The 14,909-nt window shown below is 70.0% G+C and carries 15 protein-coding genes; 7 read left to right on the top strand and 8 right to left on the bottom strand.

What is annotated here, in order from left to right:
* Nucleotides 1-6: 6 nt before the first annotated feature.
* The 6 genes from Dfulv_RS15905 to Dfulv_RS15880 are packed head-to-tail and all read left to right on the top strand — an operon-like array spanning nucleotide 7 to nucleotide 6,790.
* Nucleotides 7-1,176: a thiolase C-terminal domain-containing protein gene (locus Dfulv_RS15905; protein ID WP_259863808.1), complete on the top strand. Its 1,170-nt coding sequence runs from the start codon at nucleotides 7-9 to the stop codon at nucleotides 1,174-1,176.
* Nucleotides 1,173-1,592: a Zn-ribbon domain-containing OB-fold protein gene (locus Dfulv_RS15900; RefSeq protein ID WP_259863806.1), complete on the top strand. Its 420-nt coding sequence runs from the start codon at nucleotides 1,173-1,175 to the stop codon at nucleotides 1,590-1,592. Before Dfulv_RS15905 ends, Dfulv_RS15900 begins: the two co-directional genes overlap by 4 nt.
* Complete coding sequence (locus tag Dfulv_RS15895) at nucleotides 1,589-3,076, top strand: class I adenylate-forming enzyme family protein (protein WP_259863803.1); 1,488 nt, start codon at nucleotides 1,589-1,591, stop codon at nucleotides 3,074-3,076. Before Dfulv_RS15900 ends, Dfulv_RS15895 begins: the two co-directional genes overlap by 4 nt.
* Nucleotides 3,073-4,095, top strand: a complete 1,023-nt coding sequence (locus Dfulv_RS15890; protein ID WP_259863801.1) for an MBL fold metallo-hydrolase — start codon at nucleotides 3,073-3,075, stop codon at nucleotides 4,093-4,095. Before Dfulv_RS15895 ends, Dfulv_RS15890 begins: the two co-directional genes overlap by 4 nt.
* The gene (locus Dfulv_RS15885; protein ID WP_259863798.1) at nucleotides 4,092-5,126 is read left to right on the top strand and encodes a ketopantoate reductase family protein; all 1,035 of its coding nucleotides are present in this window, start codon (nucleotides 4,092-4,094) and stop codon (nucleotides 5,124-5,126) included. The genes Dfulv_RS15890 and Dfulv_RS15885 overlap by 4 nt, the downstream gene beginning before the upstream one ends.
* Nucleotides 5,123-6,790 carry a thiamine pyrophosphate-binding protein gene (locus tag Dfulv_RS15880; RefSeq protein WP_259863795.1) on the top strand — a complete coding sequence of 556 codons (1,668 nt, stop codon included), beginning with the start codon at nucleotides 5,123-5,125 and terminating at the stop codon, nucleotides 6,788-6,790. Before Dfulv_RS15885 ends, Dfulv_RS15880 begins: the two co-directional genes overlap by 4 nt.
* Nucleotides 6,791-6,823: 33 nt before the next feature.
* Here Dfulv_RS15880 and Dfulv_RS15875 read toward each other — a convergent pair whose 3' ends face one another.
* Nucleotides 6,824-8,401: a class I adenylate-forming enzyme family protein gene (locus Dfulv_RS15875; RefSeq protein ID WP_259863793.1), complete on the bottom strand. Its 1,578-nt coding sequence runs from the start codon at nucleotides 8,399-8,401 to the stop codon at nucleotides 6,824-6,826.
* A gap of 74 nt (nucleotides 8,402-8,475) precedes the next feature.
* Between Dfulv_RS15875 and Dfulv_RS15870 the strand changes: the two genes are divergently transcribed.
* Nucleotides 8,476-9,297 carry an IclR family transcriptional regulator gene (locus Dfulv_RS15870; protein ID WP_259863791.1) on the top strand — a complete coding sequence of 274 codons (822 nt, stop codon included), beginning with the start codon at nucleotides 8,476-8,478 and terminating at the stop codon, nucleotides 9,295-9,297.
* Nucleotides 9,298-9,322: 25 nt separating this feature from the next.
* Here the strand turns inward: Dfulv_RS15870 and Dfulv_RS15865 are convergent, their stop codons facing one another.
* The 7 genes from Dfulv_RS15865 to Dfulv_RS15835 all read right to left on the bottom strand — a co-directional run bounded on the left by Dfulv_RS15865 (nucleotide 9,323) and on the right by Dfulv_RS15835 (nucleotide 14,873).
* The gene (locus Dfulv_RS15865) at nucleotides 9,323-9,463 is read right to left on the bottom strand and encodes a hypothetical protein (protein ID WP_259863788.1); all 141 of its coding nucleotides are present in this window, start codon (nucleotides 9,461-9,463) and stop codon (nucleotides 9,323-9,325) included.
* A complete protein-coding gene (locus Dfulv_RS15860; RefSeq protein ID WP_259863787.1) occupies nucleotides 9,460-9,618 on the bottom strand; it encodes a hypothetical protein in 159 nt (52 codons plus the stop codon). The genes Dfulv_RS15865 and Dfulv_RS15860 overlap by 4 nt, the downstream gene beginning before the upstream one ends.
* On the bottom strand, nucleotides 9,602-10,873 hold the full coding sequence (locus Dfulv_RS15855) for a CaiB/BaiF CoA transferase family protein (protein ID WP_259863786.1): 1,272 nt from the start codon (nucleotides 10,871-10,873) through the stop codon (nucleotides 9,602-9,604). The genes Dfulv_RS15860 and Dfulv_RS15855 overlap by 17 nt, the downstream gene beginning before the upstream one ends.
* Complete coding sequence (locus tag Dfulv_RS15850; RefSeq protein ID WP_259863785.1) at nucleotides 10,870-11,955, bottom strand: CoA transferase; 1,086 nt, start codon at nucleotides 11,953-11,955, stop codon at nucleotides 10,870-10,872. Before Dfulv_RS15850 ends, Dfulv_RS15855 begins: the two co-directional genes overlap by 4 nt.
* Complete coding sequence (locus Dfulv_RS15845) at nucleotides 11,948-12,724, bottom strand: ABC transporter ATP-binding protein (protein ID WP_259863784.1); 777 nt, start codon at nucleotides 12,722-12,724, stop codon at nucleotides 11,948-11,950. The genes Dfulv_RS15850 and Dfulv_RS15845 overlap by 8 nt, the downstream gene beginning before the upstream one ends.
* An 80-nt stretch (nucleotides 12,725-12,804) precedes the next feature.
* Nucleotides 12,805-14,022, bottom strand: a complete 1,218-nt coding sequence (locus Dfulv_RS15840; RefSeq protein ID WP_259863783.1) for an amidohydrolase family protein — start codon at nucleotides 14,020-14,022, stop codon at nucleotides 12,805-12,807.
* A gap of 11 nt (nucleotides 14,023-14,033) precedes the next feature.
* Entirely contained in the window at nucleotides 14,034-14,873 is an 840-nt protein-coding gene (locus tag Dfulv_RS15835) for an ABC transporter permease (RefSeq protein ID WP_259863782.1), read from the bottom strand.
* Nucleotides 14,874-14,909 lie beyond the last annotated feature (36 nt).

Genomic DNA, 14,909 nt, shown 5'->3' with positions numbered 1-14,909 from the left:
GCCGGAGTGGATATCCGCGGCGCAGTCGCGATCGCTGGGATCGGCGAAACCCCGGTGGGCAAGGTCCCCGACCGGTCGAGCACCCAACTGCACGCCAATGCGATCGAGGCGGCCGTACGCGACGCCGGTCTCACATTGGCCGATATCGACTTATTGATAACCGGCAATTCCCGAGCGCGACCCTACCTCTACCACGCCGAAATGGTGGCGGAATACCTCGGTATCCGTCCCCCGCACTGCCTGACGGTCAACACGGGTGGCTCGACCTCCCTGGCGCTGCTCCAGTACGCGGCGGCCATGATCCTGACCGGCCAGGCCGAGGTCGCGGTCATCGCCAAGGCGGACAATCTGGCCACCGGAATGGGCCGCGCAGCGACGATCGAGTCGATGGCGACGATCGGGCATCCGGAGTTCGAGGCACCGACCGGCCCGCCGATCCCGGCGCTCTACGCGCTCATCGCAGCCCGCTACTACCACCGCTACAACATCAAGCCCGAGCATGTCGCCGAGGTCGCCGTCGTCGACCGGATGCACGCCGCACTCCATCCGACCGCGCAGTTCCGCTCTGCGCTGACCGTCGACGACGTCCTCGGCTCACGCCTGATCGCGGACCCGCTGCACATGCTCGAGTGTGCCCCGGTTTCCGACGCGGGTGCCGCGATCGTCATCACCTCGGCAGCACGAGCGCGAGATCAGCGCCAGCCCCCGGTACACCTGCTCGGCATGGGCGAGTCGCACCCGTTCGAGCATGTCTCCCAGGCCGCCGAGCTGATCGAGACGGGGGCGGTGGAGTCCGGCAGGGCCGCGTTCGCCGCAGCGGGCTGCCGCCACGATGACATCGACGTGGCGATGGTCTACGACGCCTTCGCTTTCATCCAGCCTATGCAACTGGAGGATCTCGGCTTCTGCGCCAAGGGCGAGGGCGCGGAGTTCGTCGCGGCCGGCAACACCCGGCTCGGTGGGCAGCTCCCGACCAACACCCACGGCGGCGTGCTGTCCCACTCGCACGCCGGCAAGCCCAGCTCCCTCTTCCTGCTCACGGAGGCGGTGCACCAGCTGCGTGGCCAGGCCGGCGACCGACAGGTCCCCGGCGCCCGAACCGCCCTGGTGCACGCCGAGGGCGGCATCCTCGCCTCGCACTGCACCGCGATCTTCTCCTCGGAGGTACCCGCGTGAGCGCACCGGCCGCGAAGCCCCTGCCCGTGCCCGACCAGGACAGCGCCGGATTCTGGAGCGCCGCCGCGGAGCACCGGCTTGTGGTGCAACACTGCGACGACTGCGACGCCGACCAGCTCTTTCCACGGCTGATCTGCACACGCTGCCACGGACACGCGCTGCGGCTGCGACCCGCCGCCGGCACGGGCACCGTGTATTCGTGCACGGTGGTCCGGCGCGCGCCCAGTCCGGCGTTCGCCGCGGACGTACCCTACGTCGTCGCACTCGTCGAACTGGCCGAGGGCCCCCGCCTGATGGCGAACATCGTGGACTGCGTCCCCGATGACGTGCACATAGGCATGACCGTACAGGTGCGGTTCGACGACGTGGCCGAGGGCGTTTCGTTGCCCCGGTTCCGGCCCGTGGCTGCGCCATGAGCGTGCCGTTGCTGTTGGAGATGGCGGCCCAGGCCCACCCCGACCGGCCCGCCCTGCGCACTCCCGACGGCGCGCTGCTGGACTTCGCCGGCTACCGGGACCGGGTGGCGGCGGCGGCGGGCCTGTTGCGGGAGCGTGGAGCCCAGCGCGTCGTGCTGCTCTGCGAAACCACCGCCGCCTTCCCGGTCGCGCTGTTCGCCGCCGCGTGGGCCGGCCTCCCGTTCGTGCCCGTCAACCACCGACTCCCCGCCGACCGGATCCACGAGTTGCTCGAACGGTTGCCGGGTGCCTGCATCGTCCGGGGTGCCAGGGTCACCGTGCCCGCCGGTATGGACGCGGTGAACGAGGCTGAGCTGATCAGCGCTGCGCCATCCGGCGTCGAGCACGACGAGGACGACCGTGCCGACGCCGAAGGCACCGCGGTCGAACTGTTCACCAGTGGCACGACGGGACCGCCCAGGCTGACCTCACTCACCCACGCCAACCTGTTCAGCTACGTCACCAACACCGTCGAACTGGGTGCCGCCGCCGAGGACGAGGCCCTGCTGCTGGCCACACCGCCTTTCCACATCGCAGCCGTGGCCGCGGTGCTCACCTCGTGCTACGCGGGTCGCCGACTCATCCCATTGGGCCGCTTCACCCCGGAGGATTGGTTGCGCGCCGCAGCCGCCGAGCACGCCACCCACGCCTTTCTGGTACCGACGATGCTCGCACGGGTACTCGACACGCTGCACCGGACACCGGACCGTCCGGCGCCCGCCCTGCGCAGCCTCTCCTACGGGGGTGCGCGAATGCCCCGGCCCACGATTGAGCTGGCGCTGCGCGCCTTTCCACACACGGATTTTGTCAACGCCTACGGCCTGACCGAGACCAGCTCCACCATCGCGGTGCTCGGCCCCGACGACCACCGGGCCGCCGCACTCGGTGACCCCGTCGCGCTGGAGCGCCTCGACTCCGTCGGGCGGGTACTGCCGGGCGTAGAGGTGCGGCTCGTCGACACCGCTGGGGAGCCGGTCCCACCCGGAGCCAACGGCGTGGTGGAGGTGCGGGGCGCCCAGGTCGCGTCCAGCGGCTCGACCGGTGGGTGGCTTCGCACCGGCGACACCGGCCGGGTCGACGCGGATGGCTACCTGTTCCTCGGTGGCCGCAGCGACGACATCATCATCAAGGGCGGCGAGAACCTGGCGCCCGGCGAAATCGAGGATGTCATCCTGCGGCATCCGGCCGTGGCAGCCGTGGCCGTCGTCGGCCTGCCGGACTCCGAGTGGGGCGAACGTGTGGCCGCGGCGGTCGTGCCCCGTGTCGGCACTGCGGAGCCGGAGGCGATCCGAGAGTGGGTCCGCCGGCACCTGGGGTCGCTCAAGACCCCGGACGTGATCAAAGTTCTTCATGCGCTGCCGGAGACCGCCACCGGCAAAGTGCCGCGCGCGCAGGTACGTGAACTGCTGGAGTCCCGGCAGTCGACCGCGGAGGTGATCCGATGAGTACAGCGCCGGCCCTCCCTCCGGTTGAGCAGGTCCTGCCCGGTATTTGGGCGCTGCCGCTGCCGATCACCGGCACCGGCCTGGCGTACGTACGCGTCTACGCGATCGAGGCCGATGACGGCTTCTACCTCGTGGACGCCGGATGGCCGAGCCCGAGCGCGTTGGACCTGCTCGCCGCCGGACTCGCCGCCGCCGGTGCCTCGCTCGCGGACCTGCGCGGGGTCCTCGTCACGCACATCCACCCCGACCACTACGGGCTGGCGGCACGGATCCGGGAGGCAACGACCGCATGGATCGCACTGCACCCCGCCGAGGCCGCGCTGATCGACGTCCGGTACAGCACCGAGAGCAAGCTCGGCGCCAGTATCCAGCAGTGGTTGCACGCTGCCGGCGTGCCGCACAGCCGCAGCGAGGAACTCAGTGCGTCAATGCTCGCCGGCCCCGGCGACATCGGCATCTGCCACCCCGACCTGGAGCTGCGACACGGCGACCGACCGCCGATCCCCGGACGGGAGGTGGTCGCCGTGCACACGCCCGGACACACCCCGGGTCACCTCATGTTCGACCTGCCGGCCGAGAACGCGGTGTTCGCCGGGGACCACCTGCTCTCCCGGGCGACGCCGAACATCTCGTTCGGACCGCTGTCCGACCCCGATCCCCTGTCGGACTACCTACGCTCGTTGCTCGCGGTGGCCGATCTCGGTCCACGGACCGCCTTTCCCGCCCATCAGCATGCGATCCCCGACGCGGCGAGCCGGGCCGAGGAACTTGTGCGCCACCACGACGATCGGCTGCAGGAGGTGCTGATGGTACTGCGCAGCGGAGCGGAGACCGTGCACGAGGTGTGCGGTGAGCTCGCCTGGCACCACCGTCTGGAGAGTCTGCCCGCCTACCTCGTCCGGGCCGCGCTCGGCGAGACCCACGCGCACCTGCTGCGACTCGCCACGCTCGGTGCGGCCACCGTGTCGCCCGGGCCACCGCAGCGCTGGGCTGCCGTGTCCACGCGGGGGACGGGATGAGCGCCACGATCTGGGTCGTGGGGGCGGGCGGCATCGGCGCCAGCATCGCCGCCCGGCTCGCCGGGGCCGGTCAGCAGGTCGTGGTGATCGATGACTGGGCCGAGCACGTCGACCGGATCCGCGAGCACGGGCTCACGCTCGAGCACCCGGGCGGTGTGCTGCACACGCGGCCCGCGGCGATCCTGTCGTCCGAGCTGTCTGAGCTGTCCGTGATCGCCGACACGGCACCGCCGGACCTCGTACTGCTCGCGGTGAAGTCCGACCGTACCCGCGAGACCCTGCTCGCGGTGGCCGACCGGCTGCCGCCGGGCTGTCCGGTGCTGTCGCTGCAGAACGGCCTGAACGAGCCGGTCATCGCCGACGTGGTGGGCCCGACCCGTACGGTCGGTGCTGTCGTCCGTTTCGACGGCGCGCTCGCCGGCCCCGGTCGAGTCACGCAGCAACGCTCCGACGGGGACCTGGTCATCGGGGCGGTGGACCGCGCGGCGGCCGGCCTCGTCGCCGGGGTCGCCGACCAACTCCGTACCGCGCTGCCGGTGGTCGTCTCCGACCGCATCTGGGCCGACCTGTGGAGCAAGCTCACCCGCAACTGCCTGCTGAACCCGGTGTCCACGCTGGTGGGGCTGGGCCTGGGGCGGATGGCCGCGCTTCCCCCGGTACGCGAGGTCTGTCTGCGAACCGGGCTCGAAGTGATCGCGGTCGCGCGCGCCACCGGCGTCGCCGTCGAGCCCGGGATTCTCTACGGCACCGATCTGGACCGGCTGTTTGCCGGCGACCCCGCCGCGGTCCGGGATTTCCAAGCCGCGTTCGAGCGGACCTACGCCCCGTTCCCCGACCTGAAGCCGTCGATGCTGCAAGACGCCGAGAAGGGGCGCTCGGTCGAGGTCCGCTGGCTCAACGGCGCGGTGGTCGACGCCGGAGAGCGGGTCGGGGTCGCCGCACCGCTCAACCGGGCACTGACCGAGCGGGTGGAGGAGTTGGTTCGCGGCGTACGGACGCCGGGGACGCACAACCTGGAAGGGCTGACATGAACACGGAAACAGCGGGTTACGCCCGTCTTGTCGAAGCGCTCAAGTGCCTCGGCGTACGCGAGATGTTCGGTGTCATGGGCGTGGGCAACATGCACATGATCGGCGAGTTCCGCAAGGGTGGTGGCCGGTACGTGGCGACCCGGCACGAAGCGGGCGCAGTGAACATGGCCGACGGTCAGGCACGTGCCACCGGCGGGCTCGGCGTGGCAACGGTGATCCAAGGCCCGGGCCTGACGAACGCGCTCACCGCGCTGACGACCGCGGTCCGCTCCGCCTCCCCGGTCCTGGTCGTCACCAGTGAGCTGCCTGTCGGTCGAAGGCCCACCGGGCAGGCGATCGATCAGGAACCGCTCGTTGCCGGCACGGGCGCCGCGTACCTTCGGGTTACCGAGACCGATCCGGGGGCGACGCTGGTCGAGGCGGCCGAGTTGGCCATGCGTGAGCGCCGCCCGGTCGTCGTCAGCGTGCCCGGCTCGGTGCAGCAACGGACCTGGGCGCCGGTACCCCTGACCCGACCGACGGTGCCGCGGCACCGGGCACCGGTCGACGAGGGCGACGTGGTACGGCTGGCCGAGTTGTTCTCCGCCGCGACCCACCCGGTCGTGGTGGCCGGCCGAGGCGCGGAATGGTCCGGCGCGGGGGACGCGGTGGCGGCACTGGCCGAGCGGACCGGCGCCCTCCTCGGGACCACCGCGCTGCTCAAGGATCGATTCCACAGCCACCCGGCCGACATCGGCGTGGTCGGTGGTTTCTCCCACCCGCTGGCCCGTGAGCTGCTGGGCGCGGCGGACCTGGTGGTCGCGCTCGGGGCGTCGCTGAGCGTGTGGACGATAGCTCGCGGCGGACTCTTCCCGCACGCCACGTTGGTGCAATGCGACAAAAACGCGGACGCCATCGGCGCGCAGGCCCGGCCGCACCACGGGATAGTCGCCGATGTACGGGATTTGGTCGAGTCGCTCCTGCCTCGGCTGCCGGAGCGCGGCGCGGCACCGGCGCGGTGGGCCGCCGAAGGCGCCTTCGACCGACTCGCCCAGCGGCGGCCCGAGGAGGGGTTCACCGACCGCAGCGGCGACGGCAGGATCGATCCCCGTACCGCGTCGATGGTTCTGGACCGGGAGTTGCCCGCGGATCGGGTCCTGACCGTCGACGGTGGGCACTACATCGGTTTCCCCACGGAGTTCATCACGGTCCCCGAACCACACCGGTATCAGTTCACCCTCACGTTCGGCGCCATCGGCCAGGCTCTCGGCGTGGCAATCGGGGCAGCCGTCGCCCGGCCGGGTCCCTCGCACGTCTGTGTGATCGGCGACGGCGGGCTCGCCACGTCCATCGCCGACCTCGACACGCTGGTGCGGGAGGCCATCCCGCTGCTCGTCGTAGTGTTCAACGACATGGCCTACGGCGCAGAGATCCACCACCTACGCCACGAGGGACTGCCGGACGACATCGCGCGGTTCAGCGGTCCGGACATGGTCGAGGTAGCCGCCGGCTTCGGTTGCGAGGCCCGGCGCGCCACCACCGCCGGCGAACTCGCCGACGCGATCCACGCCTGGTCCGGCGAGGCGCCGATGGTGATCGACGTGGCGATCGACGGTGAGGTGCTGGCACCCTGGTACGCCGAGGTGCTCGATCCGCCGCAGCGCGTCACCACGCGTACCGGCTGAGAAGGTACCAGCACTCGGGCGGGGCGGGCACGGTCATGGCTTCGCCGAGCCGGCCGTGCCCGACTGCCGAACCCGCTCGCGCAACACCTGCTTGAGTACCTTGCCGGCCGCGTTGCGCGGCAACGCCTCGACCACCTCCACCCGGCGCGGGCATTTGAAGTCCGCCAGCAGTTCCCGGCAGTGTGCGATCAGGTCGGCGGGTGCCGGCAGCGAGCCGTCGAGGCTCTCCCGCAGGACCACCACCGCGTACACGTCCTCGCCGAGCCGCGGATGCGGCACACCGATCACTGCGGCCTCGCGTACCGCGGGGTGGGCGTGCAGCGCCGCCTCCACCTCCGCGCCGGCCACGTTGTGCCCACCGCGCACGATGATGTCCTTGCGCCGGTCGACGTGGTACAGGAAGCCTTCGTCGTCGACCCGGACCACGTCGCCGGAGCGCAGCCAGCCGTCGAGGAACGCCGCCGCGGTTGCCTCCTGGTCACCGTAGTAGCCGACCATTATGGACGGTCCTCGCAGCAGGAGTTCGCCGGTGCCGCCGGGTCCGACGTCCGCGCCGTGCTCGTCGACGACCCGCACCTGGGTGAACCGGCCGGCCCAGCGGTTGCCGATCGACCCGAGCCGGGCCAACGCGTACTCCTCGGGCAGGTAGCACCCGCCCGGACCGGCCTCAGTGAGCCCGTAGGTGTGCATCAGCCCGGCCGAGGGCACCGCGGCCCGCAGTTGTTGGATCAGCGACGCGGGCATGCTGGCCCCGCCGTAGTCCAGGATGCGCAGGGTTTCCAGGGATGCTTCCGCGATCAGGGGGCTGTCCAGCCAGAACGCGTAAATCGACGGCACCGCGACGTACACGGTCGCTCCGACCTCGGCGATCAGGGCGAGGCTCGCCGCGGTGTCGTAGTCGTCGACAACGACACAGGCACCGGCCGACAGGCACGACAACGCGTTGAAGTGCAGGCCGGCCCCGCTGGTGACGGGAAAGGGGCTTTGCAGCACGTCGTTCGGGGTCAGACGGAAGGCATCGCTCCAGCCGATTGCGGCGGCCAGCGACGAGCCGTGTGTGTGCAGGACCCCTTTCGGCCGCCCGGTCGTGCCCGAGGTGTAGAGCAGGTTGGCCGGGTCGGTGTCGGCCAGGCCGGCGACCGCCGGTACCGGCGCACCGCGCAGCGGACCGAGCGGATCGGTCGTGTTCAGCACGACGACATCGCAGGGCGCATCCCGCGCCCGGTCTTTGTGGTCCGGACCGACGAGGACCATCCGGGCCCCGCTGTGGCGCAGGATATGCGCTACCTCAGGCGGCGCGAGCCGCGCGTTCACCGGCACGTTCACCGCACCGAGCCGCAGCACGGCGTGGTAGATGATCAGCGCGTCGACGCCGCTGCCGTTGTCGAGGATCCAACCGACCCGGTCGCCGCGCCGGACGCCCGCCGTGGCCAGCCCGCCCGCGACCCGACCCGCCGCCTCGTCCAGTTCCTGGTAGGTGAGCGCTCGGTAGGAGCCGTTTCCGGAGCGCCCGACGACCGCCCTGGCATAAGGTGTGCGGGCCGTGCGGGCCGCCAGGAGGGACGGGACCGTGCGCCACGCGAACTCGGGTGGCAGTGGTATAGATCTCATCGGCCAACCTCGGTAATCCACTGCGTGGAATATACTTCCATGATCTGGCGAGACTCATGACTGGCAGGGGAGCCATGAAGAAAGATGCCAATACGCCGGCAGCCAACGAGCCAACCGCCGAGCGCGGCTCTCAGGCCATCCACCGGGCGCTGCAACTGCTCAAGTGCTTCAGCGTGGAACGTCCGACGGTCTCGCTGACCGAACTGACTCGGCAGACCGGGCTGACGATGCCGACCGTGCACCGGATGGTCAAGGCCCTGCAGAGCAGCGGTTTCCTGGTCCAGGACGCGGTGACCAACCGCTACAGCCTGGGGCCGGCCGTGATGACCCTGGCTCGGGTGATGATGCATCGCTCCGCGAACGAGGATCTGGTGACGGCAGCGATGCCCCACCTTGAGGAGCTGCGGTCGATCACCAACGAAACCGTTGGCCTGCACTGCCCCACCGCCGAGGCACGGTACTGTGTGGCGGAGCTCGTGAGCCGCCAGCCGCTGCGCCTCAGTACCGGCGTCGGACACACCTACGAACTCTTCATCGGCGCTACCGGTCACGCCATCCTCGCATTCTCCAAACCGGAAACCGTCGAACGCGTCCTCACCCGCCTCGAACACGCCGACCGTCGTGACTACCCCGAGTTCGAGATCCCGACCAGGGAACAGATCGAGGCCGAACTCGCCACGATCCGCCGCCAGGGGTACGCGATGAGCCTCGGCGAGGTGGTGGCGAACGCCACCGCCGTCGCGGCGCCGATCCTCAGCGACCAGGGCATCGCCGTGGCAGCGGTCAACGTGACCGGGCCCGCCGACCGGTGGACACGCCCGCTCATGGAGCAGCACACCTCCGACCTGATCAAGGTCGCCCGGCAGATCTCGGCCCGGCTGGGCTACCCCGACTGACCACTGGGCGGCCTGGCCGCCCGGCTCAGTCCGACGCCGGCAGGGGCTTGGCGGCCTTGACCCGCATGGGCGCACCGCAACAGGCCAGCGAGCCCTCGCCCTGCCGAGTACAGAGCACCTCCGCCGCGCACCGTTCACACTCGTATCGCTTTCCGATCAGGTTCATGCCTGCCTCCGACCACTCTCCAGCGGGGACATCGGTACCTCACAGCAGATGAGCTGCTCCGCGGGCGGGCGCACGACCACGATCTCGGTGCCGCACCGCTCGCAGCGCACCCGGCTGCCGACGCGCACCTGTGCCCCGTCACGTATCTCCGCCATCGTGCTCCTCCTCGACCCCAAGAATCCGCTCACTGATCACGCCTCGATGGCGCAGCTCGTCGATCTCCTCGGGGTTCATGCCGAGGCTCTCGCGCAGAATCTCCTCGTTGTGCTCGCCCAGCAGCGGTGAGCGGAACCGGTGCGCCAGACGCACTCCGCTGCCGGAACCGAACCGGAACGGCCAGCCCGGGTACCGGCGGACCCCGGTCAGGGGATGCTCGAGCGCTTGGTAGTAACCGGTCGCCGTCACCTGTGGATCGTGGTACATCCCAGCCGGGGTGAGCACCTTGGCCGCGGGGATTCCCGCCGCCTGGAGCAGGTCAGCGGTGCCGGCCGGATCACGGTCCCGGGTCCAGTCGGACAGCCAGCGGTCAATCGAGTCGTGGGCGGCCCGGCGCCCGGCAAGGGTCGCCAGCTGTTCCGCCGGCAGTCCCTGCGGCTCCCCGACGATCCGCACCAGCCGCGTCCACTCCGCGTCGTCGCGGACGGTCAGCGCGAGCCACTCGTCCTCGCCGCGGCACGGGTACACGCCTTGTGGTGCGAACTCCTCCGACCGGGCACCCGTGCGCCCGAGTACCTCACCGGCGAGGGCATATTGGATCACCGGCTCCGCCGTCATCGCCGCGACCACCTCGGCCTGCACCAACTCGATCAGCTGACCGCGCCCGGTGCGCTCCCGGTCCCGCAGTGCGGCGATCACCGCCAGCATGGCGTGCATCGCGACGAGCGGATCGGCGTACCCGCCGGGGCCGAGCGGGGGGCCGTCCGGGTCACCGGTGATCCAGCCCAGGCCGCCGGCGTACTCGAAGGAGTTGCCGAACCCGACGAACTCGCGCCACGAACCCTCCAGCCCGTACCCCGGCATACGGACCATCACGATCCGGGGGTTCACCGCGGAGATCGCGGGATAGCCGAATCCGAACTGCTCGATGACCCGCGGCGAGAAGTTCTCGATGACGATGTCGGCGCCGCCGAGCAGGCGCTCGAACACCGCCCGGCCGGCGTCGGTACCGAGGTCCAGGGTCATCCCGCGCTTGTTGAGGTTGGTCGCCTGGAACAGTCCGCTCATCTCGTACCAGCGGCTGCCCTGCTGGGGGAACGCGGCGACGAAGCGGAACCCGTCCGGCCGGCGCGGGCCTTCCACCTTCAGCACGTCCGCACCCAGCGCGCCGAGCAGGCTGCCCAGGTACGGGCCGGCCCAGAAGGTGCCCAGGTCCAGTACGCGGATCCCGGCGAAGGCGTTCGGCTCGGTCACCGCGTCCGCCCGTCAACAAGCGTCGGAGCCGGCCCGAGCGGCTCGGCGGGGACGTCGCGCAGCCGAAACGGGGGGCCCGGGTGCACCGCCCCGTCGGGCGCGGGCACGAAGAAGCCGCGTTCCCGGAACGGAGGCAGGTCCGGCGCGGTGGCGCCGGTCGTTATCGGTGCGGCAGGTACGCGGAACGCCTGGCAGATCTCCACCGCGTCGACGACCGTCGTCGCGGCGAACCACGGGCGCACCGCCGCGTAGAAGGCCTCCATGTCCCCTTGGTCGTACCGCATCTCCACGTACCGGTCCGCGTATTCCGGCACGCCCAGCAACGAGCACAGGTCGTTCCAGTGCTGGCCGGTCAGGCAGTTCACCGCGACCATGCCGTCCTGGCAGCGCATCGGGCCGGGTATGTAGGCGGTGTAGCGGGTCTGGACGTACCCCAGTTCGACCAGGGTCTCGCGGCGCAGCATGTCGTACGCGACGGTGTTGAACACCGCTGACATCCGGTCCACCACCACGCGCACCGGAGATTCGTCCGCTCTGGATCGCCGGCCGGTGAGGCCGGCGACGGCGAGATACGTTCCGGCCGCGTACTCCCCGAGCCTGCCGCCGACGGGCACCGGGTCCCCCTCGACCCGCCCGCGCGGGGACACCCAACCCGCCGCGGCCTGGACCACCAGTTCCGAAGCCTGCCACGTCGCGTAGGGTCCGCCCGCGCCGAAGTCGAGCAGCCGCACCACCGTCCCGGCCCCCTCCGCGACGTCCGCCGCGACCCCTGGCACGGCGCCGAGCCCCTCGTCGACGAGGACCACGTCCGCGTTCGCGCACAGCCCGGCGGCCACCGCGCGACCGTCCGGTCGCGAGGGATCGAGGGCGACCGAGGACTTTCCGGCGTTGAGGTAGCGGAACAGGCCTCCCACCCCGGCCGTCGAGCCGCTCGGCGCGTACCGCCTCAGCCGGTCACCGGCCGGTGGCTCGATCTTGCACACCTCGGCGCCGAGCAGACGCAACAACCGGCCGGCGTAGGGAACGGCGATGTCTTGGCCGATCTCCACCACGCGCATGCCGCCCAGCGGCCCCTCAACCATTGACCGCCGGCCCCGTGAGCAGGTGCCGGATGTGGTTGACGGCCATGCCTGCTTCCGGCGAGGCCATGTCGTCGATGGTCCGTGGCCGGGCGAGCGGAACTCTGAAGTCCTCGATGACGTGGCCGGGGCGGGCGGCCATCACGATGACCCGGTCGGAGAGCAGCACCGCCTCGGAGATGCTGTGGGTGACGAACACGACCGTCTTGCGGTCCTGATCCCAGATCCGCAGCAGCTCGATGTTGAGCGTGTCCCGGGTGAAGGCGTCGACCGCGCCGAACGGCTCGTCCATCAGCAGGATTCGGCTGCCCGCGGCAAGGGCTCGCGCGATCGAGGCACGCTGCCTCATGCCACCGGAGAGTTCCCGCGGAAGTTTGTTCTCGAAGCCGGCGAGGCCGACCATCTCGATGAGCTCCCGTGCCCGTTTCTCGCTGTCGCGACGGTTCCGGCCGGCGATCTCCCCGGGCAGCATGACGTTCTTCAGGACAGTGCGCCAGGCCAGCAGTACCGGGCTCTGGAAGACCATCGCCACATCCGGGTGCGGCCCCTGCACCGGCTGTCCGTCTATTCTCGACCCACCCAGCGATGCCGGGTAGAGCCCCGCTATGATCTTGAGCAGAGTCGTCTTCCCGCAGCCACTCGGACCGACCAACGAGACGAACTCCCCTTCGCCGACCGCCAAGTCGATGTCGCGCAGCGCCATCACCCGCTCGCCGGAGCGCGTCTCGTACACCTTCGACAGCGCCTCGACGGTGATCAAGGCTTCGGGCACCGGCCGATCATGGGTTATCGGACCGCTGCTCTGCGATACCAACTCAGGCACGCCTTCTCCTCCCTGCGAATCCGCCAATGTCAGGTCAGCAGCCCGGAGACCGGGAAACGGAACAGCTCCGCCGCATTGCGGTAGGTGATCCGGTCCACCTCGTCCCGGTCGATGTCGCGGAGTTGCCGGTGCAACACTTCCTGTGTGTCCGGCCAGGTGGAGTCAGGATGTGGGTAGTCGGACTCGACCAGAATCCGGTCCACCCCGATCCGGTGCCGCTGTTCGAAGCCGGACGGGTCCTCCAGCGAGCTGAACCAGAAGTTGCGCTGGACGATCTCCGTCGGCGTGAACTCGTTACTGGCCCAGCCGCCGGCGTAGCCCGCGTGGTTCTGGTCGACGCAGAACCGGAGCCGGTCCAGCATCGAGGGCACCCAACCGATCCCGCTTTCGGCCAGCATGATCTTCAAGGTCGGGAACCGGACCGGAATCATCGAGTACAGCCAGTCCACCAGGGCGACGCTCGAGTTGAGCGGGAAGAGCACCGTACGGGTGTCCAGCGGTGCGTCCGAGGCGGCGCCGAGGATGAACGAGGCCGACCCGACGTGCAGGCAGACCACGGTGCCGGTCTCGGCGCAGGCCCGCAGCAGCGGATCCCAGTGTCCGGAGTGCACCGATGGCAGGCCCAGGTGCTCGGGGTTGTCCGGGAAGGTCACGGCCCGGAATCCGCGTTCGGCGTTGCGCCGGATGTACTCGGCACCCTCGGCGGGATCGCGGAGCCACGGAATCTGGCACGGAATGATGCGGTCCGGGTACGCGCCCGCCCAGTCCTCGAGATGCCAGTCGTTGTAGGCCTCGAACGCCGCCCGGCCGAGTTCCGCGTCACGGCTCATCGAGAACCGGTACCCGCCGAACCCGGCGAGCTTGGACGGGAAGCACAACGAGGCGGCGATGCCGTTGACATCCATGTCGCGGACCCGCTCGTGAATGTCCCAGCAGCCCTGCCGCATCTGGTCGAAGCGCTGCGGGTCAAAGCCCGCGTTGGTGATGTCGAATCCAACGGTCGCGTGCACGCTCATATTGGGCAGCAGCTCACCGTCGTACAGCCACGCCTGCTCCCCGTCGGCGTCCTCGACGATCCGGGGCGCCCGGTCCATGAAGGCGGCCGGGATGCGCCCCTCGAACGTGGTCGGGGGCTCGACGACATGGTCGTCCACCGAGATCACGGTGTAGTGCACCTTCCGCGGTTCCGGCTCGGGCAGCCGGCGCGGCACGTTCTGGGTTCGGGTTCCTCCGTCGGTAGGCGTCATGCTGTGTCTCCTCAGCCCTGCCAGTAGATGACCTTTTTCCGGAGCCAGCTGATGAGCATGTGAACGGCCATGCCCAAGATGGCGAAAATGATGAGCAGTGCGAAGATGTCCTCCGTGCGCAGCTGGGCCGAGAACTGCTGGATGAGGAACCCGAGCCCCTGCCTCGAACCGAGGAACTCCCCGGTCACCGCGCCGAGGATCGCGAAGACGAGCGCCAGCTCCAGGCCAGCGAAGATGTAGGGCAACGCGGTGGGGAGCCGGAGTTTGACGAACGTCTGCAGCCGCGAGGACCGAAGCGACCGCATCAACTCCTCGGACTCCACGTCCAGCGAGGTCAGGCCGACGTAGGCGTTCACCATGACCGGGAAGAACGCGAGGATCCCGGCGATGATCATCTTTGGCTGGGCGTCGAAGCCGAACCAGATCGTGAGCATCGGGACCAGCGCGATCTTGGGGAACGTCTGGAACGCGACGATGTACGGGTGCAGCACGCGCTCCACGATGGATGACGCTGCGAGCAGGCCACCGACCAGCACACCGAGGATCGTTCCGGCGGCGAACCCGGTCAGCGAGTTGCGCACGGTGTAGAGCAGATGATCGGTGTACCGGCCTTCTTGGATGTTGCGCACCAGCGCCTGGATCACGTCGACGGGCGGTGGCAGCACGAATCTGGACACCTCGAACCACTGCACAACGAGGTGCCAGACGGCCAGCACGAGCACCAGTACCGCCGGTGAGAGCAGCAGTTCCGGCCGCCGGCGCAGCAGGCTCGCCTTCTCGACGGGCCGGTCCATCAGGGCGTCGGCAGCACTACGGGCCGCTGCGCCCTCCCGCCCTGCCCGATCGGACACGGTCTGCGGAGTAAGACTCACCGCTCTCCCCCTCTG

Source organism: Dactylosporangium fulvum, assembly GCF_025137375.1.
Lineage (GTDB): Bacteria > Actinomycetota > Actinomycetes > Mycobacteriales > Micromonosporaceae > Dactylosporangium > Dactylosporangium fulvum.
This window is presented reverse-complemented; position numbering and strand designations above follow the sequence as displayed.